We start from the raw sequence: 26,604 nt of genomic DNA on the forward strand, positions 1-26,604 counted from the left end.
GGGAAGTTGTAGGCATATTTAATCATTCGCTATGGACTTCGCAGATTCACTATCCATAAATGGATGCTATTACATATTTGTTTTTTTCAAGTCCTTGTTCCTATGGGCTTTCGTAATTCAGGTTAAAGAATTTTCTAGATAGCATTGTTTTTTGATATTATATATAATACCAAAAATATATAGAAAGGAGTTGAGAATTGGGCAAGATAGAGAAGCTCATCAACAAGATGATACGGAAACCGAAGGGCATAACCTTTGCCGAAATAAAGAAAGTACTCGAACATGCCGGATACAGTGAAGTAAGAGTTCGCGGCTCTCACTATCACTACCGAAATGCACAAGGACTTCTGACAACGGTCAAGAGCGAAAACCCAGAAGCTGTTGGAGATGCGCTCGAATGGTTAGGCAAGTAATAGAGGGGATCCCCCCTCACCATTCCTTCTCATTATCTTATGCCTAAACTTATGGAAAATAAAAAAAATCTTGATTACTATTTGGCCCTGCCCTATACATTCCAAGTCAGACAAGTCAAAGACGATGACAAATCCTATTATTGGGCAAATGTAAAAGAATTAGACGGCTGCCATACTTCTGGTGAAACACGGGAACAAGCCTTTAATGAGTTGCAGGAAGTGTTAAAGGATCACATCGAAATTAAATTAGAGTATGGCGACCCCATACCTGAGCCTCAAGAGGATTTCAGCGGAAAAATTCTTGTTCGTGTCCCCAAGTCACTTCACCGGCAGCTCATCTTCAAAGCCGAAGAAGAAGGAATCTCACTCAATCAGTATATGCTCTATAAGCTCAGCAAGTAGCTATTGTCCATTGCGCTGCAGCGGAGTTGACTACGTGAATAGCTCTGCTTCGGGGACATAAAACAACAGGAGAAGTAAAAGTGACTAACAAAATCCCAATTACTTGGGGAAATGAAAAGTAGCCCACAAGCCAAATAGGTTAGTGGGCTTTTCTGTAGGCGGCAAAAAGAGCCGCAGGCATTCTCAGCCATACGACTCTTTGACCGATACTTTCGGATTTTATAATATACATCAAAGTTCCAATTTTACAATTTCAATGAAATAAAATGCTAGATTTATATTCCACATTTCCAAATATTATGCTACGATAGATTTGTAACAAATTTACATAATTAATAGGAAGGTGGAATTTCATTGTTATTGAAGAAGAAACTTATTGCAGGTGTACTCGCTTTGGGAATATCGTTATCGGGAGCAACTTCTGCTTTTGCTTATGACGGATGGGCTGACACCAAACAAACTGCTTATCAGTTACAAGCACCTATTTTAGGAAATTCGACTGTGCTGAACACCCCATACGATGTGGATTGGTATTCTTGGACAAATAATACAGGAGTTAGAAAAGGAATTGCAGCACGTTTACAAAGTCCAACAGGTTTAATGTACGATTTTTTACTCGTAAAAGGTACTGATTATAATTCAGCACTCCAAGAAGAATTGGGTGGATGGGTTCAATTAACTTACCACTATGTTGAACCAGGGGAAACTGTTTATTTTGCGATCAGAGGTCGGACATTCAATCATTATTCTACTACAGCTAATTATAACTTTTCGATTTGGACTGTCTAAATAAGAATAGAAAAACTACCCACTTATCTAACTGGTCAAGCCCCCATAAAATGGACACTAAAAAAGCCCTAGGCTGCAAGCTGGCACCGGTACTCAACCGGCGTCAGCTTATTTAGTTTTCTCTGCGATCTTTCCTCGTTATAAAATCGAATGAATTCCTCAATTCGCCTTTGTGCTTACACAGTACTTCGGATATCATAGGGATAGAGAGCTTCCACTTTCAAATGAGGAAAGAAGCTTTCCATGGCGGCATTGTCATAACAATTGCCTCGACGAGACATGCTGATTCGGGCGCCAACCTTTAGCAGTATGTCGTGGTAAGCATGAGACGTTTACTGGCATCCCTGATCGCTGTCAACGATCAATCCCGAGATTTTTCCAGTTACGTTTGTTTGCGTTTCAAACGCCTTTCTAAACGTCTCTAGTACAAGCGGATTGTCATTACGCTTACTGATGTGATAGACCACGATTTCACCATTCCAGTGATCCTTTATGGCGGATAATTAAATTCGATCATCGAACACACGATATTGAGTAACATCTGTAACCCACTTTTGATTTGGTCCGTCGGCACGGAAGTCCCGCTTTAGCAAGTTCTCAGCCACTCTCCCAGCCTGCTAACACAGCTCGCTCTGCTCTCTCAATATGCTTATGTCGCTCTCAGGTTCGTCCACATTTTCCTCTGCGAATCGGGCCGTTTGATCGCTTGTCAGTCCCGTATAGCTGCGAGGCATATCGCTGTATGATGGAATCAAAGTCGTCTCCAGCGGGATTTACTCCGTCACTGATATCCCAATACGGAGGCACAGCCATTAATACAGAGGTTGCAAAGTCTACTCTTCGGCAACTCTATAGATACTTGGTTGTGGAAGGAATCTCCATCACACGAATTACTCCGCATGGATTACGGCATACGCATGCCACAGTACTAATCAATAATGGTGTGCCACCTAAAACCATAGCGGATCGGCTGGGCAACAGCGTAGAAATGATCTACAAAGTTTACGGACACTCCTTTAAAGAAATGGAGAACAAAGCAGTAACCGTGTTTTCAGACATCGTCATTGGGGCTAAAATTGGGGCTGATTAAGCCCCTTCCCCTCAGATCCCTTATGTATCAAGGGATTTTTGCAGAAAAGTCGAAATAAATCTAGGAATACGGTATAATTCATTATTGAGGTGAAAGATACGTATGAAAGTAGCCCCTGATTGGTTTATGTATTTTATTGTTTTCTGGGCGGTCGTCATGGTTGGAGCAATGTCGATTGGCGGATTTTTTATGTTCCGCAAATTTCTCAAAGTGCTTCCGATGAGAGATGGCAAGTCCAAGCTCGATTGGCAGAACTACTGGGTGGAACGCAGCCGCAGCATGTGGAATGATGATTCCAAAGAGCTGCTGGACGAACTTGTATCTCCGGTGCCAAGCGCTTTTCGCGATATAGCTAAACATTCCATCGCAGCCAAAATAGGCCAAGTGGCCATTGAGCACGGCGCATCGTCTGTTACGCGCGATCATTGCATCGAAGGCTACATACGAGCTACTCCAAAGCGGGATTACCGCAGCCTTGTCACATTTCTTGATCGTCAAGGAATCGACTACGCTCCCTATAAGCATCTACTTAACAAATGAGTTTGGGCCGTCATGTGGCGGCTTAAGCTCATTTATACATTTGGCCTAAAAAACGTTTCATATACGCAGTTGCTTCATGTTTCCTTTTTACGGTTATATATAAAAATGTAACCTAACCCTTATTCATTTCGTTATAACATGCAGGAGGTGTTTCACATCATGAACACATCAAAGCGAAGAAGAAGCAAAAAAGCAGCGACAGCAGGAGCAGTTCTTCTAGCTGTAATGTTGGCCGCATCAGCTTGCGGCAACAGCTCGAATGCAAGCAACGTGAACTCAGGAAATGAACAGCAAGGCACAGTAGAGGAATCACCGGTGGTCAGCGAACTGCCTGAAGAAAGCGGTGTTCTGGAACCAGATGTCTCCACACCCGAACCTTCAGTTGCGCCTACCGACAATAGCGGATCAATAGAGGATCCCGCAGCGCCTGTCAAAGTTAACGAAGGTACTTACAGCGGTCAAGTCGACTCGCACTCCATAGAAGTTGAAACAGCAGCCGGCGTAATTGTATTGCAGGTGACCGATGAGCAAGCGGGCACGATCGATGCTTTGCCGGACGATGCTAAAGTGAAATTTGAGTATACGGAAAAAGCCGTCGAAGGCGATCCGAGCGTCAAGCAGAATTGGCTCGATAAAATCGAAGAAATTAAGTAGCGGATAAACGAAGGAGCGAGCGGAGATGCGGGTGGCAATTGCGGGTGGTACAGGGTTTATCGGTAGTGCGCTCACCGAAGCCTTGCTAAAGCGAAATGATGAGGTTACGATTATTTCTCGCAGCAATGCTAAGGAGCCGTCAGAACGCTCAGGAGTTACGCGAATAACATGGACGCAGCTTGAAGCAGCACCCGCTTTGCTTGAAGGAATGGATGCCATCGTCAATCTCACTGGAGAGTCTATTAACCAGCGATGGACGGCTGCCGCCAAACAGCGTGTCATGGATTCAAGAACTACGGCAGCAGCCCGCATCTCCAAGCTATTGCTTGCGCTCGAAAGCAAACCGCCGCTGGTCATTAATGCCTCAGGCATTTCTGCATACGGCATATCGGCAACTGAGGTTTTTGATGAATTCAGCCCAGTCAAAGTCACCGATTTTCTATCTGAAGTCGTTCAACGATGGGAGCAGGCTGCCGACGCTATTCCAGCAGAGCGCTTAGTTAAGCTCCGTGTTGGTGTCGTCTTGGACAAGAAGGCTGGAGCTTTCCCGTTAATGGCTTTGCCTTATCGCTTGTTTGGCGGAGGCAAAATTGGCAGCGGCAAGCAGTGGCTCTCATGGATTCATCTGGAGGATATGATCCGGCTGATTTTATTCATTATCGACAACGATCAAATTAGAGGGCCCGTTAACGGCTCCTCCCCTGATCCGGTTACCAATGAAGTATTTGGCCGGGCGATCGGCAAAGCTATGGGAAGGCCGCATTGGTTTCCAATACCGGCCTTGCTGATGCGGTTTCTGTTCGGTGAAATGTCGACGCTTCTGCTGGACGGGCAGCGCGCGCTGCCGCGCAAAGCATTGGACCATGGCTTTACCTTCCGGTTTCCTACGGTGGACTCGGCTATGAACGATTTAGTGGGCCGCGGTTAACTTTATTATTCCTTCGTCCCTTTTCAGTTCATAAGACGGGCCCGCTTCACCTGCTAAATGGATAATGTCTCCTATGGCAAGCTTGTAGCTTTTATAGGGTATCATCGTTTGTCCATTTAGCAGACTTCCATTCCTCGAGCCAAGATCCTTCGCTTTATAATCTTCCTTCACACGTACGATCTCCAGATGCAGACGCGATACACCGCCAGCAAGCTCCTCATAATTTAGCTGCTCTCCCATTCGACCTATTCTAAAGAAACCTTCATTTAATTCCAGCTTGGTATGCTGTCCCTCCCAGCTTCTTTGCAGCCATATTTCCGGATCGGATTTTTGCTCGGTAGACTGGGAATCACGTCCCAGAAAAATCGTCGGTTCTCCTTTAGGAGCAGCTACATTTGCCGCGACCACATGGAGCGGTGCCTGTGCTGACACGGGGCCCTGTTTTAAAGACAGTGGGTTTTGCTTTAAAGACAATGAATTCTGATTTAAAGACACCCCGTTTTCTTTTTTCTCTTCTGACGCCCCCCAAGCGTCCGCTGCACCACGCATGCTTGTACCTGAAAACGTTCCATAGCCAGATTCATGCTGAGCGTGTGCAAAATCTGTATCTTGCAGATTAGAATCTTCATTCCCGCGTTTTCTCCATATAAGCAGCAGCAAAGCCAGGCAAAGAAGTGTAATACCGGAGCTGATCAACAAGCTCTGCCTCGTGCCGACAGGCAAATAAACAAAGCGCCAAACACACGCGATAGCAATCAGGATTCCCGCCGCAATTATCCATTTTTTCTTTGTGTCCGTCTGAGCTTCCCCTTCTTCGTCGTCCAGAAGAATATTCGCATAATCTGCAAAGTCCGAATTCAGAGGGCGATAGGGATCAGCTTTTTTCTCAAATGAAATGTTTGTTTCCGGAGGAAGATTAGGCGGTATCGCCGGCTGTTCCTCCTTATAAAGCTGCGGCTGGCCCGCGATAATTCCCGGCTGCTGCTCAGGTTGCCATGCAGTCTGCTTAGTCACGATGGTCTGCTTTGTCCGATTCTCCCCGATTAGCTCAAGCAGCGTAGTCCGAAGCTCAGCCAGCGGCCATCTTTTCGCCGTAAGATGATGTAATACACGCTTGAGACCATCTCCGTCGATTTGTTCGACATAGGAAGTGAATCTTACGATCAAGGATAACAGGTCCCCTGAGCCAAGCGCTTGCTCGGAACTGCTGCCTTTCATGGGAACATAGGCGAGCCGGATCTGATGCAGGTCATCACCAATAAAAATATATTGCTCATCCAGCAGGCATCCCTCAGGCCGCAGCATATAATGCTTGCATTCATAAAGCGCATCCGTTACGCCCAGTATAAGCGTGTAGTATTGCTCCATCGAAAGCGGCTGCTGCTGCAAGCGGTGCAGCAGCATTCTCATGCCTGACAGCTTATACCTAAAACTCACTTTGCCGTCCATCTCAAACCAATCCATCGACAAAAAATTGGGGATACGCTCATGCTGGAGCATCCTCAGCTCGATTTCATCCAGCTCGCTTCTAAAAATGCCACCCTCGCGGTCTATGGTCATTTCATGCTCTTGATTCATCGTAAAATCAACTCGAAAACTTTGCATTTCCAATCTCCCTTCTTACCAGCCAGCTTAACTCATCATAGACCAAACCGTTATGGCCGCAGGCACTACAGCCAGCATAAACGGAAACTTTTTGCCCGATTCCGCCCATTGCAGCCACTGAAGCTTACGGCCTCCCGAAGCAGGGCCAAGCATCGCCACAGCTCCAGCCGCAAACCTCTTTCCGAAAGCACGATTAATGACAATAAGACAGACGCCAATTGCTCCGGCATACAATATCGAATACAGCATCAGCTGCAGTACGGTCCATACGCCTATCCATGAGCCTAAGGCCGCAAACAGCTTCACATCGCCTGCACCTATTCCTCTTGCCAGATACAGCAGCAAAAGGGGAAAGAACCCTGCAGCAGCACCTGCCGCTGCTGTTCCAACACCGCCTCCGATCGAGAGGTGGTAGATGAAAGCAGCCGTAATTGAAGATAGCGTGAGCCAATTCGGAATGATCTGAAACTTTATGTCCGTAATAAAAGCGATGCTCAAAAACAAGACTACTGCAGCGATCTGAACAATTTCCATACTTGTCTCCTTCCGCTTCATTTTGCTCCGTCACTGGTACTGCTTTTCTCTACCGTAAAATGCATGGCTACAAAATTGCTTTCCCTGTTCGCCTCAGAGGCCGTTAATTCCCAGATGCCAGGCGTTGTATTGCCAGATACATGCCAGGTCCACTTCACATATCCGTCGGCATCAGCAACGGCTTCACCTAAGTGCTTCGCTTTGCTAGACCCACTTTTGTACATCACGCCAAGCGATATGGCAGCAAACGGATTGGTTTTTACAGTTACCGTTGCTTTACGCCCAGGCCGAAGCGGCGTTGGCTCAATCATAACAATTTGAATCGAAAGATTGTCCTCTGGATTGCTTTCCGTGCCATATCTTGCCGGAAGCGCATCACTGATCCATACACGCTCGGATGCTTGCTCCTTGAGAATAATAGGCTTGTTGAAAAAGGGAAGCTTTAAGGGGAAGTCATACTCTACGGCGATCGTCAGATAGGGTTCATCCGCCTTGTCCAGATCGGGCAAGGACAGCCACCCCAAGCTTAGCCGTTCTTTATCCACAATGGCAGCATCAGCCGTCTCTCTTAATAAAGGCTCTACGATTCCTCGTCCTACTTCTGTCGCAGCCATATTTTGCAGCGGCCTGAAATCTCCGCGCAATGCGGAAGACACGAGGTTTCCAATCGGACTCGGCAGCCATTCCGCGGCGTCAGCGGCGATCTCGCTCCATGGTGGCAACACGTGTTCGTTGGGTCCTGGCGCTGATGGGCTTGCCGCTACCTGCTGCCAAGCTAATTCAATCGGATGGATATGTGCCGCAGCTTGTCTTACCGTCTGGGAAGCAGCTGAATGCAAAGCCATCTGAACGGCACATAAACGGATAAGCGTTACAAACACCAGCAACACGATTATAATCATTGGCATGACCAGCGCTGCCTCTACAACAATCGATCCCTGCTCATTTTTATCAGGACCGCACTTAGTACGAACCGCCGATGGTTTGTGTCGTCTCATACCGATTGCCAACAACCTTTCCTTCCAGAAGTCCAAGCCCTCCGATTATTCGCATGACGCCTGGCACAAACCATAACGGCATGGAAATCTTGGCCTCGCCAGTAACCGCGATTGGAACCGCAGACAGCACCACGCCGCTCTTTTGCTCAATCACCGCAATCATCCGTGCCATGCTTGATCGGTCTTCTGCCCCGTGCATCAAGCTAAAAAGCCTGAGGTAATCGGTATAGGACAGATCTACCTTCACGTACTTGGACAAAGGAGCTGAGCCCTGTTCCGTGAAAGCTACCATATCCTCCAGCGTTTTCTCCAAGCCGTAGATAAGCGCTGCCGACAGAATTAGCAGCGGATGGCCGAGACTGCGGCTTTCAATCAGCCCTTCCATCGTTCGGATCACTAGGCGAGCCGCAAACAACTCGCCATATGCAGCAGCTATATTAGCTGCCGGATGGTGAAAGCCATATATAATATATTCCGCCTCCTGGTTTTGCAATTTGAGCGCATCCGACAGTTCTGCGCTATTCCCTCCAACCAGCAAGGAGCGCAAATGCTCTGGAGCGAAGTAGGAATAACGATGCACAACATATTCGCCGAAGTACAAGGTGTCTCTGGTTCGCTCCAGCACATTCCCGATGCCAGTAAATAAACTTCCCGTGAGCGCTGTAGAACGCTCGACCGCCTCGTGAGCATCCCCGGCTACTCCGAAAGCCACATCCTGAGATGCTTCTGTGGTCTGCTGATTAAACAGCATATTATTGTGATAAAGCTCCCTAACCTGCTCAAATACCTGCATATGCTCTTCAGACTGTGGAACAGTATTTAAACCATTAAGCATACTGCGTGCCTTCTTCCAAAGGGAGCCTACCTGTTCTTCTTGCTGCTTAAGCTTCTTTTTTAAATCCCCTTGTTCAAGCGATTCTCTCCGATGGCTAAGGATGCTCGCTGGACGTATGTAGTTTTGTTCATAGCTGACATAAGCACGCCGCAATCGAGCTGCTCCCGCATCCAGCTGATCACCCGCAGCATTCGGAGTAGGCTTGGATACCGCAGCCAAGCTAATCGTCTGGAAACCAGCTGCTGCCCGTTCAATATCGGCCGCTGCTGCGCCTTGGCCTTCCAGCTCCTTCTTGTAATCCGTAAACCATTCCTCCGTTTTGACTAACTCATCTGCCGCTTCTTTCATTTGTTTAATATCCGCTGCTGCACCTGCTGGCACCTCATTTGGCTCAAGGCCTCCCGCAGCCGCTTCAGATACCGCGTCGTAACCAGCATGCTCCGGCTGCCCGTCGGCCTGTTGAACAAGCAGCAGCATTTCTTCGTTCAACAGCCTTGCTGCTTCCAACTCCTTCGTTGCCTCCTCTTGCCGTTTCACAGCCTGCTTTAGCATTACGTCACTACTGCGGCTTATCTCATTGCCAAACATTTTCATTTTATCCTCTAAGGCTTCTATTTCTTTGGCAGCCTTGTCTTGATCAGCCGCTGGCTGCGTTTCAAGCTGTCTAACCTTCGCCTCATAATTGAAATACCCTGAAGCGAGGCCATAGGCCGTATGATCTCCCGCGGCCGACTGCAACTGAATCGGGATCATCTCCGGTATGCCACTGGCCTCCACTTCCGAAGCGCTTTGCTTCTGCAGCTCCAGCACTCTGTCAAGATGAGCCTCCCGTTTCTCGTACAGGCTTCTCATGCTCTCAAGCAGATTTACCGTAACGGATGCCTCTTTCATCGCACCTGCGATAGGTACAAATTTGGCTGCGAGTTCCAAAGTGAAATCAATCGGAGCCTTGTACTTCATTTCCTCCAGTACCTGCCTGGCAAACACATCATGGCTGCCAAGAAATGATGCCGCAAGAAGCGTTGAAGACTCCAATTTATAACGGACCATCCTCATCCCATTTTGATCCGAACCTTCCGGTCCTTCACCATTAGCTGCCAATACTTCGGCAAAGAGCTTCTGTCCCTCGGTTCCGCCCCTGCCGAACAAACCGTATTTTTCATAAAGATTCGTATCATAAGCGGATAGCACGGAACGAACGCTGGAGCGGACAGCATCCTCGGTCAGCTTATGCAAGGCTGCAATGCGGGCATAGTCAATGAGCAATGAGAAAAACAACAGTAGGGTGGATAATACAATAACCGAAAATACCGTCACTGCCCCATCCTCTCGAAAAAGCAACCTGTACTTAGCAATATCCTTTCTGTCTCTCCTAGCTTCCTTCTTTTCCACTGCTGCCTAATCCCTCCCTTCTGCTGATTCACTCCAAATGCTAACTTGCCCGCAATACCTCACCAGCTTGACCCGGCTCTATCCTTTGCTTTCAGCTCCTTTATCCTTGCCTTTATAGGGTGCTAGAGCTTTGCCAGCCTGTGACTTCGCTTCTGTGCTTCCACCACTTGTATTAGCAAATTTCGCGTAATAATATCGCACGAGATCAACGCTTCGAATAAACTCTACAGGGTCCACAACTATGGCTGAGGAGACACTCTTAGGCTCCCGCCGCAGCCAGCTTTTCTCCGCGGACTCCGTCGATAACGGCGTCTTAAGCTTTACCTCTATGCTCTTCTTGAGAACGCTCCGTTCATAACTCACTTGTCCTTCGTAAGCGAGACCCGCTTTACCGAGCCACAAAGCCGCTTGTTTCATTTTGCGTTCAGAAAGCGGGTCATCCTCCGTTGCGCCCGGTGGTTCCAGCGGCAGAGTGACAGCGGAAGCGGGGACTTCCTCCTTCATTTCGAATAAGCTGGCGAGCATCTTATCCTCGCTCATTCTCCAATACAAACCGTCATGTCTATCATCTGCCAACATCCCTGTTCTTGCCTGCCGAAAACTATTATCCCAGCTATAGGCAGTCCTTTCGGCTGTTACCGAGGCTGCATAATATACAATGACCTTTTGGTACATATACATGCCAAACAACACGAATAACAATATAAGTCCCAATAACAGCGGAAGCACAACGGATGACTCCAGCGTAAAGCTGCCTTGTTCTTTTCTCAGCCATTGAAGAAGCTTGTACTTTATCTGCAAAACGTTCACGTGCCAGTTAGCTGAAAATTTTATCCGCTTCGTCATCGGCTTTCCCCATCAGCCTTTCAATAAGCTCTATGATCCAGTCCTTGAATAGCAGCGCAATAATAATGACTACCGCAATAATAAGAATAATCTCGAGTGTTCCAAGGCCTTCTTCCTCTGCCCAAAAGGCGCGAATCGCTTGCATCAGTTTTTTCATCATCTCAACTTCCTCTCTTTTGTGTTAGGACATTAACAAAACCGCAGGTGAAGCGACCAAAATCATAAGTACAAGCAAAATGCCCACCAGTGGGAAAACAAGCTTAGAAGAAGCTTCCTCTCCTCTTGACCTGGCGATAGCCTTGCGTTTCTCCCACAACGTATAGGAAAGCTCGCGCAGCGCAAGCACAAAATGCTCCCCTCCACGCCGGTAATTCAGCAGCAATACCGTTGTAAAAATCGACACCTCCTGAACAGAACAGCGGCGATTGAATCTTTCCATGGCCGAGCTGAAGGCCTGCCCATTGCGCAGCGATATTACCGCATCACGCCACTCCTTATAGAGCGGGTGCCTGTCAGAGTCTTTTCCTTCCAGACATCTGGCTAATGCCTGCTGCACCGTTTCGCCAGCCCCCACAAGCAGCATTAGTTTGCTGAGCATGTCCGGCAACTCCGTAATGATTTGCTGCTTGCGCTGCTCGACTCGCCGACCAGCTTCTACGAAGGGCCGGATCGTAAGCACGATGCCAAATACGACTCCTACTCCAAGCAAGATCGGCTCCCTGCCTAAAAAGCTCAGCCAGGCACAGCCCGTTAGGGCAGCAAAGCCTATCCCCAGTGCAGTGGCCGCTTCTGCCTTGGTACGCTCAATCGTCCATTCGCCATCCATCAATACGAGCAGCTTTAGATGATAGCTGCTGATCGGCAATTGAAGAGAATCATATAAATGCAGGCGTTCAAGCGTACGCGCAAACGGATCAGTTAAACAGAGCTGCTTCAGCTTCGACGAATGAAGCTTGCTTTCTCTTTTTCCCGATAGCTGAAGCCATACCGAACGGAGGGCACTAACTCCCGCCAAATAAATCCATAATGCGGTCAATATAAATGCGGCGATTGCGGAAACCATACTTATCCCTCTTTCCTTGCCTACATGCGGATGGTCATCAGCTTGGCCATGAGCCAAAAGCAAAAAATGAGAAGAAGCAGCGCTCCCGTCAGCAGCAAATAACCACGACCACCATATAAGGGAGCCATATAATCGGGAGCAGCCAAGCTGAGAAACGCCAGGAAAACAAACGGGACAGCCATCATAATCCTACCCTCGAACTTTTTCTGGGCAATCATAACAGCAATTTCCTGCTCAATTTCCAGCTTCTCGCCAATAATGACCGACGTTCGTTTCATTACCTCCAGCAAATCTCCGCCTGAGCGCTTGCATGTGGCAAGAGCATCAACAAATTGCGAGATTTCATCTACGCCGGCACGGTCAGCGAAATGGCGGAGCGCATATTCGAGCGGCTCGGCATTTTCCAATCGAAAACGGACGATTTGAAATTCTAGCAGCAGTTCCGTTCGCGGATCAGGATAAAGCAGCCTAAGATCATCCAGCGTCGACAGAAAAGCATTTTCGAGAGATCGTCCCGCAGCGAGCGAAGAGGTAAGTGAGAACAGCACTTCCTTGAATTGCAGCTTTAAACGCTCTTTACGCTGCTGAACAAGCACTCTCCGCCTAAATCTGGGAGCCGCAATCCCAGCACAAGAAGCGATTAGAGACAATAGGCTGGAATGATAGAAGAGGTAGACAGCCCCATATAGGAGAAGACCTGCCGTTAAAGCAGCTGCAAAAAATTGTTTTCGCGTTAGCTGGTAACGATCGTAATCTATTAATTGCCTGCCCGTCTTCATCCTCCCAATGGTCTCGCTGCTCTCCCAGCCGCACCACTCCAGCGCTCTTCGGATTCGCATTCCCGAAAACCGTCTATGATCTATTAATTTGCTCGCTTCGCTGGTGTTGCTCATACGACCGCCCCTTCCTGTATGCTCTTTCCAGCCATAATCAGCTTATCTAGCCTTGTCAACGCATTTGCCGTTCGTTTAAGCCCGCCGGCAATCCTTCCGTCACTCTCCCCCTCCTCTTCAAAGAGAAAGAGCGGCTGGAGTTTTACTTCTCCCGCCTCCATGCCCACCACCTCGCAAATTTCAGTGACTCTGCGGGTACGATCCCGGAAACGGGATAAATGGACGACGATATCGATCGCAGACGCGATTTGCTGCCTGATCACCTGTACAGGCAATTCCGCTGCGCTCATCGCCATGGTCTCTAGGCGAGCGATCATATCTTTTGCTCCGTTAGAATGTCCTGTAGACATACTGCCACTGTGGCCGGAATTAAGCGCCTGCAGCATGTCCAGCGCCTCTCCTCCGCGAACCTCCCCGACAATAATTCGGTTGGGCCGCATACGCAGCGAAGCGCGGATAAGATCGCGGATCGTAATCTCGCCCTTGCCTTCGGTATTGGCATTGCGTGTCTCCATCGATACCAAATTGGGAACAGTGCGGATTTGAAGCTCTGCTGAGTCTTCAATGGTAACAATCCTCTCATCCGCCCCAATAAATTGCGATAAGGCATTCAAAAAGGTCGTTTTCCCCGTTCCCGTTCCACCACTGATAAATAGATTATATTGAGCGCCAATCATTTCTCTCAGGAAGGACGCAGCCTCCCCCGAAATAGAGCCTAGAGCTACCAGCTGCTCCATCGCAAGCGGCCGCTCGGGGAACTTCCTAATTGTCATGCATGGACCTTTGAGCGCAACCGGCGGCAGCACGACATGCACCCTTGAGCCATCCTTCAGCCTGGCATCCACAATAGGCGATGACTCATTGACAACGCGGTTTACGCTTGCCACTACGGTTTGGATCAGATCCTCCAGCCGTTCCCTGCTTTCGAACGAAACGGGCAGCATCGTCATCTTCCCGCTGCGCTCTACAAAAATTTCCGCATGGTGGTTAATCATAATCTCGCTAATTGAACTATCCTCCATTAGCGGCTGCAAAATATCAAGTCCTCTAAACGAATGAAACAGCCTGCGGACCAGCTGCACCTTTTCCGTAGCGGTTAACGGATGCTGCTCACACCATTCAAATACGATCTCCTCGGCGATTTTCATAAGGTTGTCATCCGACAACGCGCCGCTAAAATCGATCTTTGTCCGCACCTTATTGCGCAGCTCATGCACCGTCTCGTCAGTAAGCAAACACCGTCACCCCTCTTCCACACTAAGCTGCTTGAGCAGCTTGTCCGCTGCGGCTCTGAACAATGGCGATGACAATAGCTTTACGCGGCTAGTCCCTCGCCACTCCAAAATTTCTGGCAGCTCGACACGGGCACGAGGTATACTGCCCAAGTGACTTAGAGAAGGCTCAGCAGTCGATACCGCAAAATTATTTACGCTAATGAATCGGGGAAGCAAACCATGAAACCGACTGCCCCACTTTTGCACCCCATAACGAAGCGCCAGCTCCTGCTTATTTCTCACGGAAGCATCACTCGTCTGCAGCCAGAGCACTTGAGTTGATTTCTCGAAAATCGTCGCATGAAGCTCCTCCAATCCGCTCTCCATATCAATGACGATAAGGTCGTACTGCCCGCTCCCCGCAGCAGCATTCACTAATCCTGCCGCTTCCTCCTCGCTGAGGGTCATTCGATCCTCTACATTCGTCCAAGGCGCCAAATAATCGCCCTGCAGCAATGAGCTTCGCTTCCGATGTTCCATTAGCCAGCTCACCGATTGATCCGGCTGCGCTTTGAGTCCATAGAGCAGCTCAGACAAACCTTCCTTTGCTTGCCCGCTGGCCTGATTCTCTAGGCCAAGCCAATCCTCCGCCGTATTCCACCTCTCAAGATTCAAATAAAATGCCCGACTTCCATACGTGCTGGCGGCGTGTACCAAATGCAGCGCCAAGGCTGTTTTCCCCGTCCCCCCTGCTGCCGAGTAAACCGAGATGACCTTTACTCCCGAAGCGCCTTTAGGAGTTACATCCGCACGGAATGGAAATGCGGCTGCTCTCGCATGTACTTCCATTAATCGCTGAAGCAGTAGCGGCAATGGTTGATATTGGTGCAGCTCATATTCTTCGCTGCTTTCCCCAAGCTTCAGTACTAGCGCAATGGCAGGAACGCCCGGCAGCTCCGATTTTATTTCGGCGAGCAAGTCAGGCTGCGCCGCAATAAGGCTTATGCTATACCCCTGCTTCACATAAGCTTTGCAAGCTTCCGCATGGGTGAAACCGGTGACCTGCCACAGCTCTCCGAATTTGCTATCACGAATATAATCAGACAGACGCTTCAAATATTCTTGTTCCTTAACCGCTACTGCCAGCTGATATTTTTCCAATGGGCTTCCCTCCTTTCATTCATGAAAACACAAAAAAAGCACCATAGAAGGCGCAGCTAGCTGCGGCCTTTTACGGTGCTTCCGTGTGTTCTCATTAACTTTGTATAAAATTTACCATACCCTGATTCCGTTCGTCAACCAACGATTTTTACTTTTGATTTCCCCAATCACTTAAAAACTTATCGATACCAATATCCGTAAGCGGATGCTTCCAGAGCGAAGGCAGCTAGGAGCATTTGCAGAATCCAAGAAAAATTTCATATCTGCTCATCTCCCATTGGCTATTGGAAAAAGAGTTTGATTTCCTTTTCGGCACTCTCAATCGAATCCGAACCGTGGATAATGTTGCTCGCTACATCAATCGCAAAATCCCCACGGATTGTCCCTGCAAGTGCATCGGACGGATTCGTGGCGCCGATAAGCGCGCGCGCATTTTTAATAGCGTCCTTGCCTTCCCAAATCATCGCAAACACAGGTCCAGAAACGATAAAATCAACCAGCTCGTCAAAAAACACCTTTGCGCGCAAATGCTCGTAGTGATGCTCCGCATGCTCCCTTGTTAATTGAACAACCTTCGCATCTACCAGCCTAAAGCCCTTTTCTTCAAAACGAGTGACTACCTTACCCACCAGACCGCGTGCATAACCATCCGGCTTTACCATTACAAATGTTTTATCCATTGATAATCCCCCTTGTCTCTAACGGTATAGCCATTTATTTGTAAAGCCATTCAGTAATAATGCCGGCTGTTTCTTCGATTGCCCGATTCGTTACGTCAATAACAGGACAATTCAACACTTTCATCACGGATTGCGCATAAGCGAGTTCCTCTTGAATTCGCTCATATGTCGCATATTGGGCAGACGCAGGCAGCCCAAGCGTCTTCAGCCGCTCGGTACGGATTTGAAGCAGATGCTCCGCCTCCATCGTTAACCCTACGATCAGTCTGCCTGGCGCAGGCTTTAATTCTTCGGGCGGATTGACCTCAGGCATAAGCGGCAGGTTTGCCGTCTTGATTCCCTTATGGGACAAGAATATGCTGAGCGGCGTCTTCGATGTTCGGGATACGCCAATCAGAACAACTTGGGCCTGTACAAACCCCCTTGCGTCCTTGCCATCATCGTATTTTACTGCAAATTCAATCGCTTCCATCCGGCGATGATAGTCATCATCAATGGAATGCAGCAAGCCAGGCTCCCGCTTCGGAAAGCTGCCGAACGTATCGACATAGGCCTGCATCATGGGACCCATCACATCAACAGCCCGTACTCCTGCTTTAACTGCCTCTTCCTTCATCAGTTCGCGAAGCTCTGGTTGAACAAGCGTATAGCTGATAAAACCTCCGGTACTAATGGCTTCGGCAACGATGCGTATGATCTCATCCTCGGACTTGATATGTCCGTAGCGCTTAATTTTGACATGCTCGGATGAAAATTGGCGCAGCGTTGCTTTGGCCACCGCTTCTGCCGTCTCTCCAACGGCATCGGAGCATACATAAATGATTTGCTGTTTCATAGCTCTGGCTCCCCCAATTCCCTACTCATCGTGATGTCCGCCATCAGACGTATAATGTTCGACTTGGATACCCATCCGGTTACCTCCGGATCAGTCGGCTGCTCCTCGCGCGGAACGATTACCGGCAAGCAATCAACCTGATGGAGCGACATCTTGCGGATCGCTTCCATCACGGAATCATCGGGCATTAGCGTCACGATATTCGGATAACGGGTCATCACCATACTGACAGGAATGGCTGCGGCGCCAGCGTTGCCAAGCGTTATTTTAAGCAAATCCTTTGGGGTCACAATGCCAACGAATCTTTTCTGTTCATTGACGACAAGCAAGGTATCCGCATTCTCGGTAAACAACGTAATAACAGCGTCGTGCACGGATAACGAATCCGGTACGTTAACCGGAACCCCCTGTACTTCTCTTACCTTCATACTATTGAATTGCTGGACCGGTTCGCTATTTGCCCGATAGGTATTACCAAGAAAATAGCCGACCTTGGGCTTCGCATCAAGCAAACCAAGCATGACAAGAAGCGACAAATCCGAACGCAGCGTCGGCCGGCTGACACCTAAGTATTCTGCGAGCTGTTCACCGGTAATCGGCGCATGCCTCTTAACTAGCTCAAGAAGCTCCAATTGCCGCGAGGATAACTGAATCGTACTCTCCTCCAGTTCTTATATGAGTCATATTTAATTATATAGCACCACTATTCGAAAAGTAATATATCATATTAGCAAACCATGTTCAATAAATAGTAGAGTTATTCTGCAAAAATCACTTTATATAGCGCCTGCGTTCCGCTATTTTCTTCACCTAGCACGATAAGTTGTTCATACAAAGAACGCGCAAGCGTTAACCCAGGCAACGAAAGTCCAAGCTCTTCAGCGGATTCTATGGCAATTTTGATGTCCTTGATGAAATGCTTCACATAAAAACCGGGAGCAAAATCCCCTTTAATGATCCGCGGACCCAGATTAGACAACGACCAGCTGCCCGCCGCTCCGGCCTCGATGCTCTTTAGCACCGTCTCCTGATCCAGTCCCGCACGCTTCGCATAAGCAAGCGCCTCGCTCACCCCGATCATATTGGATGCAATCGCAATTTGATTGCACATCTTAGTAAATTGTCCTGCGCCAGCCGCGCCTTGAAACACAATGTTTTTGCCCATCAGCTCGAGTAGCGGCAGTATAGCCTGATAATCCTTATCCGCACCGCCCACCATTATGGACAGCCGAGCTTCCTTGGCTCCAACATCGCCTCCAGAAACCGGAGCATCAAGCGCAGCCAGCCCGTTATTCAAAGCTTCCTCGGCAATGCGCTTTGCCAGTGAAGGGCTTGAGGTTGTCATATCGATGAGTATGGCTTTCGCTTTCGCATTTTGCAGCAGCCCCGATGCTCCGAAATAAATTTCCTCCACATCCACAGGATAACCTAGCATCGTAATCACGACATCGGAATGCTCAGAAACCGACTGAGGTGTTTCATGCCAAACAGCACCATTTGCGACCAAGGCATCTGCTCTGGACTTTGTCCGGTTATACACATTCACTTGATAGCCTCCTCCAAGCAAATGTCCCGCCATGCTTGCCCCCATGATGCCTGTCCCGATAAATCCGATTACGGTTTCCTGCTTGTTTGTCTGCTCTGTCATTTTAATTCCGCCTCTCTATACGAGTCTTGATTCTTATTATAAACCTAATTCAAATGCTTTTTCCTGCGTTGAAAACAATCGCTAATCGCGCTCCGAAAAAATATTACGCAACAAAAAAAAGCCGAAGACAAGTAGATCTCGCTTGTCTCCGGCTGTCCGGTCGGCTTCTTCAACATCATTCCGAGTTATATATTAAGAATTATGCTGCTTGTATGATAACAACCCGCTTTCCAGTTGTCAAACCTTACGGTTACTCGTTTGTCATTTCAATAAACTGATCTACGTCAACAGCTGTCAACGCAACGGCATCGCGCCAGAAATCCTTCTCTTCCACGTTCACGCCCAGATGGGTCTGTGCCAGCTGCTCGACACTCATTCGCCCCGTATCCCTGAGTAGAGCTACATACTGATTTTTGAAATCAGAGCCTTCTTTGAGCGCCTTCGCATATATTCCTGCACTGAACAGGTAGCCAAAGGTATATGGGAAATTATAAAAAGGCACATCTGTTAGGTAAAAATGCAGCTTTGATGCCCAGAAATGCGGATGAACCTCGCCCAGCATATCACAGTAAGCCTCTCGCTGCGCCTCTTCCATCAAAGCGTTAAGCTCTTCTACCGATACCATTCCCTCGCGGCGACGGGCATAGAAACGGGTTTCGAACAAAAACCGAGCATGGATGTTCATAAAAAACGCTACGGAGCGTTGAATTTTATCCTCCAACAGTCCCAGCTTCTCATCATGCTCCGCTGCCGCTTTCATTGCACGATCTGATACAATCAGTTCTGCGAAGGTAGAAGCCGTCTCTGCGACATTCATCGCATATTCTTGGGCTAGGCCTGGCAGATCGTTCATCACATGCTGATGATATGCATGGCCAAGCTCATGCGCCAGCGTTGAAATGTTGGAGGCCGAGCCGGAATAAGTCATGAATATACGCGTTTGGCCGCTCTTTGGAAAAGCAGTGCAGAAGCCTCCTGGACGCTTGCCCGCACGATCCTCCGCTTCAATCCAGCCTTCGCGGAAGGCAGCTTCAGAGAAATCGGCCAGTTCCGGACTGAACGTACGGAACTGCTCGACGATAAATGCAGCTGCCTCGTCGTAGGGAATGATCTTTGTTGCTGAACCGATTGGCGCTTCAACGTCATGCCAGTCCAGTTTCTCCACGCCCAGCAGCTTCGCTTTACGCTCTAGATAACGGACAAGCACCTGCTTGCTCTCTTGGATAGAATCCCACATCGCTGTCAGCGTTGCCTCACTCATACGGTTCATTTGCAGCGGTTCTTTGAGCACGGAATCCCATCCACGCTTCTCATACAGCTTTAAACGGAAACCTGAAATCCGGTTCAACGTCTCCGCGCATAGCTCCGCTTGCTCGGACCACTCACGTTCCCACTCCGCAAAAGCCGCCTGACGAACCTCACGGTCTCCATCGGATAGGCGGTTATGCATTTGTCCCGCAGACAACGTTCGTTTTTCCCCATCCTTGCCCACATCGTTAAACTTCGCACGCGAGACAATGAGGTTATAATAATCACCCCAGCCATGATAACCGTCCACAGCCAGATCCCCCGCTAACGCTTCAAGCTCGGGAGCCATCTTCTGCTTCGCAAGCTCACGGCGCTCATTAAGATTAAATGCGACCTCCGCAAGCGGCTCATCCGCCAGCAGTTCCTTCCACTCCCCGTCATCAAGCCCGCGCAGCCGATTATCGAACCGGGTGAGCACCCCGAGAAATTTAGCTGATAGCGTTTTTACATTATCATTACGGGCGTTGGCAGCGGAATCCCGAATGTTTTGGGCCAATAAACAAGATACGAACGACTCGGATTGACGCAAGCGAATGAGCACGCTTTGCAGCAGCTCCGTCATTTCAGCGATGTCTGACACACCTGTGCCAGCTTCCGCCAGCAGCGCCGAATCAAGCTTTCCAATATCCCCTTCGATCCCTTTCAGCTCTTGCAGGAAAGCAGGCGAGCTCGAGCCTCCCTCATAAAAAACATCCAAATCCCAGCTTTGCGGATAACCCTTAGCCATATGCTTTCATCCTCTCCTTCATAAAAAAAACCAAGAAGCGGCCGCGTTTTTATTTGCGCAAACCTTCTTGGCGGTGTATAACTTAATTATATCCAGATTGGAGGAATATCACCATGTCTAAACCATTGCAAATTTCGGCCGATACCGCTATAAAGCTTTCCGAGCAGCTTGGCGTGCCGATTGAGCATTTGATGCATATGCCGCGCCACATCCTGCTGCAAAAGTTGGCCGAGCTTGCCAAGGCCGATGCGCCGGAAGCTCCCGAAAGCGACAAGCAATCATGATACCGTTCGAGAGAGCATGGCCCTATGATATCATCATGGGCGATCTCTACGTTTCCAGCTGCCCATTCTGCCAAGCAGACAATGTGCTCCTGCCCATCAAGCCAGCCGAGCTTCCTGAGATTCATGATGGCACGAAGCGGCTGCTCGTCTTCCCTTGCTGCCACAACAAAGTAACCGTCATCGATGCCGATGCCGATTACCTGTTAACGAACCGGGTTCTGCGTCAAAAAATCCGCTAAGCGGAAGTTGAAATCGAAGGCTCCAGCACTTCAGAGCCGTCTTGCAATGAGAGGTCGCCAGATGCTTGGCTCGATCTGGCTTCCATCTCCTCCCGAATGAGCTGCCATTGCTCGCGACTTGCACGAATCATCGCGGCATCCACGATTTTTTTGTCATTCACGACACGGGAGAACCAGCGAACCGCATCATTGACTTCTCCGATCCGGCGATTTAATTCCCCGATCAAATACATCAACTTCGCGTTATTAAGCGCAACGCCTTCTGCCTCATATACGCGAACGTAAGCTTGCAGCGCAAAGCGCAAAAATCTTTTTTCCTCATCCAGATTAGACTCATAGCGGTAAAGCCATGCGATATGATGCAAAATACCTGCAAGCACGCGATCTTTCTCGCCAATGGCTTGGGCAGAAAGCAGTGCCAGCTTGTACGTCACCATCGCTATCTTAGCGCTGCGCTCCCCGCTGTAATCACGCGATTCCCACCGAAAGCCTATTTTATCGTTATAGAGCTTCTTTTGCTGATCGCTTAACTGTCCCATACCGTTCTCCGTCGAAGCAAAGCCGCAATAAGGACACACCCTGACCACGTAAAAATCCGGGTTCACCTCAGGCTTATAATAACCGCAAAAATCAGAATCTGAATTGACCGCCCTTTTGAAGCTTGGTCTGACTTTCGATGTCATATAGGTTCTCTCGCAGCAAATGCACTCTATTTTTGATTGGTATAGGGGTTCCACAACGATCACGTCTCCTCTTCAGATGTGTTTACAAAATGATGCGCAGGTCCGGATAGTCTATTAATAACGATGGATTGCAGTTGTTCATCTATGCCAACCTCTTGCAAGGCTCTTCTCATGCAGTCCAGCCATGCCTCAGCACGCTCTGGCGTAATCGGGAAAGGCAAATGCCTTGCTCGCATCATGGGGTGCCCGTATTCGTCCGAATACAAAGAAGGGCCGCCAAAAAATTGAGTTAAAAATAAATATTGCTTGTCGATAACCGGATCAATATTTTGGGGGAACAAGGGACCTAATAAAGGATGGGCTTGTACCTTTGGATAAAAAGCTTCTACAATTAGTCTTAAAGTCTCAGATCCGCCAATCGCCTCATAAATGCTTATATTCCTATTCATCGTCAAAACCAGCTCCATTATGTAGGTATTTAGTATTATATCACATAAATATTATTAAAGATAAACAAAAAAGAGGCCCGCAGCTATGGTGCGGGCTTCATTAGTTAGTACATGTTACCTATTAACCCTCATAGTCCTCTTCTCCAGGCGCTGTAAGAGATTCTCGAATGACATAGACGAAAGCACATACCAGAATGCCTGCGATTATACTCATGGCCATCACTCCAACCGTTTCAAAGGTATATCCATTGTACCATAAATAAATGAGTAATCCAGTATTTTGGAAGCGTTTTCTTGGACGATTATAAATATTTTTAATTTTTTGAAAGTGATGGATGTCCACCTTATGACATATACGTGTAAGAGGGGTTGTACGTCATCCGCCTTCAGCGGTTTACCTATCATTCCGACTAAAGGAGGAGGCGTTGTTCTTGCTGCGCTCGTTCGTTCATCCGCTATCCATTACTGCTTTTGGCGCTATTGGCATCGTACTTATGATGACCGTTTTTCCGACGGAAACATTAGCTTCCTCACTTCGCGGGCTATCCATCTGGTGGCATGTGCTTTTTCCTGCCCTGTTCCCTTTCTTTGTCATCTCGGAGATGCTGCTTGGTTTTGGCATTGTGCATTTCTTCGGCAAGCTGCTGGATCCGCTTATGCGACCTTTGTTCCGTCTGCCAGGTATCGGCGGTTTCGTGGTTACAATGGGCTATATTTCAGGTTATCCCGTAGGCGCAAGACTAACGGCCCAGCTGTGGGAGCAAAGACTCGTAAATCGTGCTGAGGGAGAGCGGTTGGTTGCCTTTACGACAACGTCTGATCCTATTTTCCTAATCGGGGCAGTTTCCGTAGGCTTCTTCCAAAATGTTGCGCTAGCGCCTGTCTTGGCCGCTGCACATTATGGCAGCGGATTATTGATCGGCCTGCTCATGCGCTTCCATGACCGCCATGCGCTCCCTTCGTCCGAAACGCGTAAATCTGATGCTGCCAAGAGAGTTAGAAGGAGACGTCCTTCGCGAATAGCCGCTGCTATCAAAGCGATGCATGAGGCACGTCTGCTTGATGGGCGCGGCTTGGGGCGCCTGCTGCAAGACTCCGTCCAATCGGCACTCCGGCTCATGATCGTCGTTGGAGGTCTCGTCGTTTTTTTCTCGGTCGTTATGGAAATGCTCACCCATGCAGGAATCGTTGAGACACTCGCTGAAGCGCTCCGATATTTATTTCAATTGATCGGCCTCCCCGCACCGCTGGCAGATGCAAGCATATTCGGCTTATTTGAGGTCACGCTTGGCGCACGGGCGGCAGGTACAGCAGGTACGGGCCTTATGCATCAGGTTGCGATTGCTGCGTGGATTCTTTCCTGGGGCGGTTTATCCGTCCATGCCCAAATCGCGAGTCTGCTCAGTAGAACTGATCTGCGTTATCGTCCCCTTTTCCTAGCTAGGCTTTTGCATGGATTCCTTGCGATGGCGCTAGTTTATATCCTTTGGGGCTGGATGGCTCCTTAATTCACTTTGCTCCGGTACAGGATCGCCGCCGTGCATTGAATTTCAAGGCAATTTCCTTTATCATCTTAAGTACTATGGAGATCGGAAGGAGATTTACCTTTGAAGTATGCGGTTATTGATCGAGGCGACGCTTTATCCAAATCGTTAGCGGAAAAATTTCACATCTTGGCTGCAGAGCGCGGCTTCAATCGAAATGATGAAACGCCTGAAATCGTCATTTCCATCGGAGGAGACGGAACGCTTCTGCTCGCCTTTCATAAATATGTCGATCAAATCACGAACGTGGCTTTTGTCGGCGTTCACACCGGCCATCTGGGCTTCTACGCGGATTGGCAAGCCGATGAGCTAGAGGACCTTGTGAAGATGATGGCAGAAGAGACACCACGGATCGTCCGTTACCCACTGGCTGAGATTGAACTGGAGACCCCTACCGAAAATCGTCATTATTTATCTTTGAATGAATTTACGCTCAAAGGCGTGGACGGCACTCTGGTAGCTCAAATTAACATCAACGATGAAATGTTCGAAATGTTCCGGGGGGACGGAATCGTCATCTCCACGCCATCAGGCAGTACAGCGTACAATAAAAGTTTGGGCGGGGCCATTGTGCACCCTTCAATAGAATCACTGCAAATCGCGGAAATAGCTTCTATCAATAACCGAGTCTACCGTACGCTCGGCTCTTCCGTTTTGCTGCCGCAGCATCACCACTGCGACATTATTTCCAAAAAAGAACAACGACTTCAGCTCACCATTGACCATATCAGCATTATGCGCAGCGACATCCAATCCATTCGCTGCAGCGTATCGAGCCGAAAGGTCAGCTTTGCAAGGTACCGCCCCTTCCCGTTCTGGAACCGGGTCCGCGAAGCGTTCCTGGGCTATGACGTTCGCTAATCCACTCTCTTATGATATTGAAAAAAAAAGACACTGCAGCGCCGCTTATGGGCGCTCAGTGTCTTTTTTGTTAGGTCGGTTCGATTCGGTGGATGCAGCAGCGGTCTCGCTCGCCGCAAGCCGGAACGGTTTCTTGCCGCGGTGGTCGTTGCCTTTATATCCACCTTTGCGCTGCTGATGGTCACGTTTTCCGCTGCTTTGGTGTTCATTGCCGCGTCCTTCGCTGGCAGCCGCGTTATCGCCATTGTTCTTCTCATGGTTATTGCGATTCGAGCTTCGATGACGATTCTCACGCGGCTGATGGCGGTTGTGGCGTTCACGCTCATTCGATGGCGCAGCCGCTTCCTTAGCGCTTGCAACCTCATCGCCATCTGCTTCCACGCCCTCTAAGCCATCAACCAGGCCCGCAGCGGCTGCGAGAAGATCAGCTGCTTCAATGCGAGGGCGATGATCGTCAGCATCCAAGTCGTAGTCATCTGGCTCACGCTTCGTGCTTTGTGTTTTTTCTAAAATGAAATACGCACAGCCGAAATTACAATATTCATTGATATAATCCGACATCCCGGAGAAGGTGCTGTCTTTGGTCGCCTTCTGGTGATTATCGCGAAAAAATCCCTTTAGTCTAAGCTGGCTGTAGCCCCAATCGCCAATAATAAAATCGTAACGCTCCAGCACTTCACTATATCGATCACGAAACGCCTCAGGGTTCCACCCGTTCCGATTCTCATGAACAATCTCATATGATTTTCCGCCGATATGAATCAAAGCCATGTTCTCCACCTCATCTTGAGCGTCAGTTACATGCTGCTTGAGCAAGCGCCGGAGGAAACCTCACGGTCGAATCCGGTTTCAACGGTATCTACAGCCATAGCTGCTTGTGCCGAATCGGTTTGCTCATGCGCATGATAAGAGCTGCGTACCAGCGGTGCGGATTCGACATGCCGAAAACCACGCTTCAGCCCTTCTTCTTTTAATTTTGCAAATTCGTCCGGGTGGACGTAACGCACGATCGGCATATGCTTCGGCGAAGGCTGCAAATATTGACCTAAAGTCAAAATATTTACATCGTTGGCACGAAGATCGTCCATCGTTTGCAGAATTTCGTCCCATTCCTCACCAACGCCAAGCATGATGCTGGATTTGGTTGGAATTTTCGGTTTCATTTCCTTAGCGCGTCTAAGCAGTTCCATAGTACGGCTGTATTTCGCTTTGGCCCGCACACGGTCAGACAATCTTTCCACTGTCTCTACGTTATGGTTCAAAATATCCGGATTAGCATCCATGACAATTTGAAGCGCGTCTTTGTTTCCAAGAAAATCTGGAATAAGCACTTCCACGCGGCAAAATGGCATCCGTTTGCGAATAGCATGTACGGTTGCTGCAAAAATAGATGCGCCGCCATCCTTCAGATCATCACGGGCTACCGAGGTAACCACGCAGTGCTGCAAGCCCATTTGCTCGGCAGCCTCCGCGACGCGCTCAGGCTCGTCTAGATCAAGCTCTGTCGGCATGCCTGTCTTCACTGCGCAAAAACGACATGCACGCGTGCAAATATCGCCCAAAATCATAAACGTAGCTGTGCGGTTCGCCCAGCACTCGTAGATGTTTGGACAACGTGCCTCCTCGCATACGGTATGTAATGTCTTGGAGCGCATCATATTTTTAATTTCGGCAAAGTTGCCGTCTGTCGCTAACTTTATACGAAGCCAATCCGGCTTTTTGAGTGTTTCTTGTTGTTTCATATGGGATGACCTGCTTTCAAGTTCATTTATAATTCCTAAACTCATGGGGTTATTATAACATGTTTCAAATAAAAATAGCACTTTATGACGATTTCGTTTCCAATCGTTTGCTTTGCCTATTTGAACCTGAATTACGAAAGCCCATAGGAACAAGGACTTGAAAAAAACAAATATGTAATAGCATCCATTTATGGATAGTGAATCTGCGAAGTCCATAGCGAATGATTAAATATGCCTGCAACTTCCC

31 protein-coding genes are annotated in these 26,604 nt (G+C 48.6%); 11 read left to right on the plus strand and 20 right to left on the minus strand.

Going from position 1 to position 26,604, the window contains the following annotated elements; genetic code table 11:
- Positions 1 to 197: 197 nt before the first annotated feature.
- The 3 genes from E0496_RS27905 to E0496_RS27915 all read left to right on the plus strand — a co-directional run bounded on the left by E0496_RS27905 (position 198) and on the right by E0496_RS27915 (position 1,604).
- Positions 198 to 413 (plus strand): type II toxin-antitoxin system HicA family toxin, encoded by a 216-nt coding sequence (locus E0496_RS27905; protein ID WP_141505139.1) that lies wholly within the window; start codon positions 198 to 200, stop codon positions 411 to 413.
- A 39-nt stretch (positions 414 to 452) separates the two neighbouring features.
- Positions 453 to 815: a type II toxin-antitoxin system HicB family antitoxin gene (locus E0496_RS27910; RefSeq protein ID WP_241675018.1), complete on the plus strand. Its 363-nt coding sequence runs from the start codon at positions 453 to 455 to the stop codon at positions 813 to 815.
- 354 nt (positions 816 to 1,169) lie between these two features.
- Entirely contained in the window at positions 1,170 to 1,604 is a 435-nt protein-coding gene (locus E0496_RS27915; RefSeq protein ID WP_141505141.1) for a hypothetical protein, read from the plus strand.
- A gap of 68 nt (positions 1,605 to 1,672) precedes the next feature.
- Here E0496_RS27915 and E0496_RS37290 read toward each other — a convergent pair whose 3' ends face one another.
- A complete protein-coding gene (locus E0496_RS37290; protein WP_141505161.1) occupies positions 1,673 to 1,768 on the minus strand; it encodes an IS3 family transposase in 96 nt (31 codons plus the stop codon).
- Between the two features lie 578 nt (positions 1,769 to 2,346).
- Here E0496_RS37290 and E0496_RS27925 point away from each other — a divergent pair.
- The 4 genes from E0496_RS27925 (at position 2,347) to E0496_RS27940 (ending at position 4,816) form a co-directional block, all read left to right on the plus strand.
- Positions 2,347 to 2,694, plus strand: coding sequence for a tyrosine-type recombinase/integrase (locus E0496_RS27925; RefSeq protein WP_141505142.1), 348 nt, complete (start codon positions 2,347 to 2,349; stop codon positions 2,692 to 2,694).
- A gap of 102 nt (positions 2,695 to 2,796) precedes the next feature.
- Complete coding sequence (locus tag E0496_RS27930) at positions 2,797 to 3,234, plus strand: DUF2621 domain-containing protein (RefSeq protein ID WP_139996352.1); 438 nt, start codon at positions 2,797 to 2,799, stop codon at positions 3,232 to 3,234.
- Positions 3,235 to 3,393: 159 nt separating this feature from the next.
- Complete coding sequence (locus E0496_RS27935) at positions 3,394 to 3,888, plus strand: hypothetical protein (RefSeq protein ID WP_141505143.1); 495 nt, start codon at positions 3,394 to 3,396, stop codon at positions 3,886 to 3,888.
- A 25-nt stretch (positions 3,889 to 3,913) separates the two neighbouring features.
- Complete coding sequence (locus E0496_RS27940) at positions 3,914 to 4,816, plus strand: TIGR01777 family oxidoreductase (protein ID WP_141505144.1); 903 nt, start codon at positions 3,914 to 3,916, stop codon at positions 4,814 to 4,816.
- On the opposite strand, the gene E0496_RS27945 is transcribed toward E0496_RS27940, so the two are convergent.
- From E0496_RS27945 to E0496_RS28015, 15 genes are all read right to left on the minus strand, one after another.
- Entirely contained in the window at positions 4,799 to 6,421 is a 1,623-nt protein-coding gene (locus E0496_RS27945) for a DUF6382 domain-containing protein (RefSeq protein ID WP_141505145.1), read from the minus strand. The genes E0496_RS27940 and E0496_RS27945 overlap by 18 nt on opposite strands.
- A gap of 27 nt (positions 6,422 to 6,448) precedes the next feature.
- Positions 6,449 to 6,955 carry an A24 family peptidase gene (locus E0496_RS27950; RefSeq protein ID WP_161601610.1) on the minus strand — a complete coding sequence of 169 codons (507 nt, stop codon included), beginning with the start codon at positions 6,953 to 6,955 and terminating at the stop codon, positions 6,449 to 6,451.
- A 17-nt stretch (positions 6,956 to 6,972) separates the two neighbouring features.
- A complete protein-coding gene (locus tag E0496_RS27955; protein WP_161601611.1) occupies positions 6,973 to 7,953 on the minus strand; it encodes a TadE/TadG family type IV pilus assembly protein in 981 nt (326 codons plus the stop codon).
- Positions 7,919 to 10,180 (minus strand): hypothetical protein, encoded by a 2,262-nt coding sequence (locus E0496_RS27960; RefSeq protein WP_206669889.1) that lies wholly within the window; start codon positions 10,178 to 10,180, stop codon positions 7,919 to 7,921. The genes E0496_RS27955 and E0496_RS27960 overlap by 35 nt, the downstream gene beginning before the upstream one ends.
- 78 nt (positions 10,181 to 10,258) lie before the next feature.
- Positions 10,259 to 10,990, minus strand: a complete 732-nt coding sequence (locus tag E0496_RS27965; RefSeq protein ID WP_206669890.1) for a TadE/TadG family type IV pilus assembly protein — start codon at positions 10,988 to 10,990, stop codon at positions 10,259 to 10,261.
- A gap of 7 nt (positions 10,991 to 10,997) precedes the next feature.
- Positions 10,998 to 11,183 (minus strand): Flp1 family type IVb pilin, encoded by a 186-nt coding sequence (locus E0496_RS27970; RefSeq protein ID WP_338325883.1) that lies wholly within the window; start codon positions 11,181 to 11,183, stop codon positions 10,998 to 11,000.
- Between the two features lie 24 nt (positions 11,184 to 11,207).
- Positions 11,208 to 12,089, minus strand: coding sequence for a type II secretion system F family protein (locus tag E0496_RS27975; RefSeq protein WP_141505150.1), 882 nt, complete (start codon positions 12,087 to 12,089; stop codon positions 11,208 to 11,210).
- Positions 12,090 to 12,109: 20 nt separating this feature from the next.
- Complete coding sequence (locus E0496_RS27980; RefSeq protein ID WP_241675019.1) at positions 12,110 to 12,982, minus strand: type II secretion system F family protein; 873 nt, start codon at positions 12,980 to 12,982, stop codon at positions 12,110 to 12,112.
- Entirely contained in the window at positions 12,979 to 14,217 is a 1,239-nt protein-coding gene (locus E0496_RS27985; protein ID WP_241675020.1) for a TadA family conjugal transfer-associated ATPase, read from the minus strand. The genes E0496_RS27980 and E0496_RS27985 overlap by 4 nt, the downstream gene beginning before the upstream one ends.
- A 6-nt stretch (positions 14,218 to 14,223) precedes the next feature.
- Positions 14,224 to 15,357: a P-loop NTPase family protein gene (locus tag E0496_RS27990; protein ID WP_141505151.1), complete on the minus strand. Its 1,134-nt coding sequence runs from the start codon at positions 15,355 to 15,357 to the stop codon at positions 14,224 to 14,226.
- A gap of 281 nt (positions 15,358 to 15,638) precedes the next feature.
- On the minus strand, positions 15,639 to 16,037 hold the full coding sequence (gene ndk / locus E0496_RS27995) for a nucleoside-diphosphate kinase (RefSeq protein ID WP_141505152.1): 399 nt from the start codon (positions 16,035 to 16,037) through the stop codon (positions 15,639 to 15,641).
- A 34-nt stretch (positions 16,038 to 16,071) separates the two neighbouring features.
- Positions 16,072 to 16,872 (minus strand): pyruvate, water dikinase regulatory protein, encoded by an 801-nt coding sequence (locus E0496_RS28000; RefSeq protein WP_139996272.1) that lies wholly within the window; start codon positions 16,870 to 16,872, stop codon positions 16,072 to 16,074.
- A complete protein-coding gene (locus E0496_RS28005) occupies positions 16,869 to 17,504 on the minus strand; it encodes a CBS domain-containing protein (RefSeq protein WP_141505153.1) in 636 nt (211 codons plus the stop codon). The genes E0496_RS28000 and E0496_RS28005 overlap by 4 nt, the downstream gene beginning before the upstream one ends.
- Before the next feature lie 125 nt (positions 17,505 to 17,629).
- The gene (locus tag E0496_RS28010; RefSeq protein ID WP_141505154.1) at positions 17,630 to 18,520 is read right to left on the minus strand and encodes an NAD(P)-dependent oxidoreductase; all 891 of its coding nucleotides are present in this window, start codon (positions 18,518 to 18,520) and stop codon (positions 17,630 to 17,632) included.
- Positions 18,521 to 18,770: 250 nt separating this feature from the next.
- Positions 18,771 to 20,555, minus strand: coding sequence for a M3 family oligoendopeptidase (locus E0496_RS28015; protein WP_141505155.1), 1,785 nt, complete (start codon positions 20,553 to 20,555; stop codon positions 18,771 to 18,773).
- Positions 20,556 to 20,668: 113 nt separating this feature from the next.
- Between E0496_RS28015 and E0496_RS28020 the strand changes: the two genes are divergently transcribed.
- Both E0496_RS28020 and E0496_RS28025 read left to right on the plus strand, forming a co-directional pair.
- Positions 20,669 to 20,839, plus strand: a complete 171-nt coding sequence (locus E0496_RS28020) for a YycC family protein (protein WP_141505156.1) — start codon at positions 20,669 to 20,671, stop codon at positions 20,837 to 20,839.
- Complete coding sequence (locus E0496_RS28025; RefSeq protein WP_139996262.1) at positions 20,836 to 21,078, plus strand: hypothetical protein; 243 nt, start codon at positions 20,836 to 20,838, stop codon at positions 21,076 to 21,078. Before E0496_RS28020 ends, E0496_RS28025 begins: the two co-directional genes overlap by 4 nt.
- On the opposite strand, the gene E0496_RS28030 is transcribed toward E0496_RS28025, so the two are convergent.
- Together E0496_RS28030 and E0496_RS28035 are read right to left on the minus strand one after the other, a co-directional pair.
- Positions 21,075 to 21,815, minus strand: coding sequence for a DUF2225 domain-containing protein (locus E0496_RS28030; RefSeq protein ID WP_421924790.1), 741 nt, complete (start codon positions 21,813 to 21,815; stop codon positions 21,075 to 21,077). The genes E0496_RS28025 and E0496_RS28030 overlap by 4 nt on opposite strands.
- A 5-nt stretch (positions 21,816 to 21,820) precedes the next feature.
- Complete coding sequence (locus E0496_RS28035; RefSeq protein WP_141505157.1) at positions 21,821 to 22,210, minus strand: globin domain-containing protein; 390 nt, start codon at positions 22,208 to 22,210, stop codon at positions 21,821 to 21,823.
- Between the two features lie 434 nt (positions 22,211 to 22,644).
- Here E0496_RS28035 and ylbJ point away from each other — a divergent pair, with 434 nt between their 5' ends.
- Entirely contained in the window at positions 22,645 to 23,718 is a 1,074-nt protein-coding gene (gene ylbJ / locus E0496_RS28040; protein ID WP_421924791.1) for a sporulation integral membrane protein YlbJ, read from the plus strand.
- A 99-nt stretch (positions 23,719 to 23,817) separates the two neighbouring features.
- Complete coding sequence (locus tag E0496_RS28045) at positions 23,818 to 24,615, plus strand: NAD kinase (protein ID WP_141505159.1); 798 nt, start codon at positions 23,818 to 23,820, stop codon at positions 24,613 to 24,615.
- Positions 24,616 to 24,660: 45 nt separating this feature from the next.
- On the opposite strand, the gene E0496_RS28050 is transcribed toward E0496_RS28045, so the two are convergent.
- Entirely contained in the window at positions 24,661 to 25,386 is a 726-nt protein-coding gene (locus E0496_RS28050; protein ID WP_241675022.1) for a YutD family protein, read from the minus strand.
- Positions 25,387 to 25,412: 26 nt separating this feature from the next.
- Positions 25,413 to 26,357: a lipoyl synthase gene (gene lipA / locus E0496_RS28055; protein WP_141505160.1), complete on the minus strand. Its 945-nt coding sequence runs from the start codon at positions 26,355 to 26,357 to the stop codon at positions 25,413 to 25,415.
- Positions 26,358 to 26,604: the final 247 nt, after the last annotated feature.

Origin of the sequence: Paenibacillus luteus, assembly GCF_006542765.1 — a bacterium.
GTDB lineage: Bacteria > Bacillota > Bacilli > Paenibacillales > Paenibacillaceae > Pristimantibacillus > Pristimantibacillus luteus.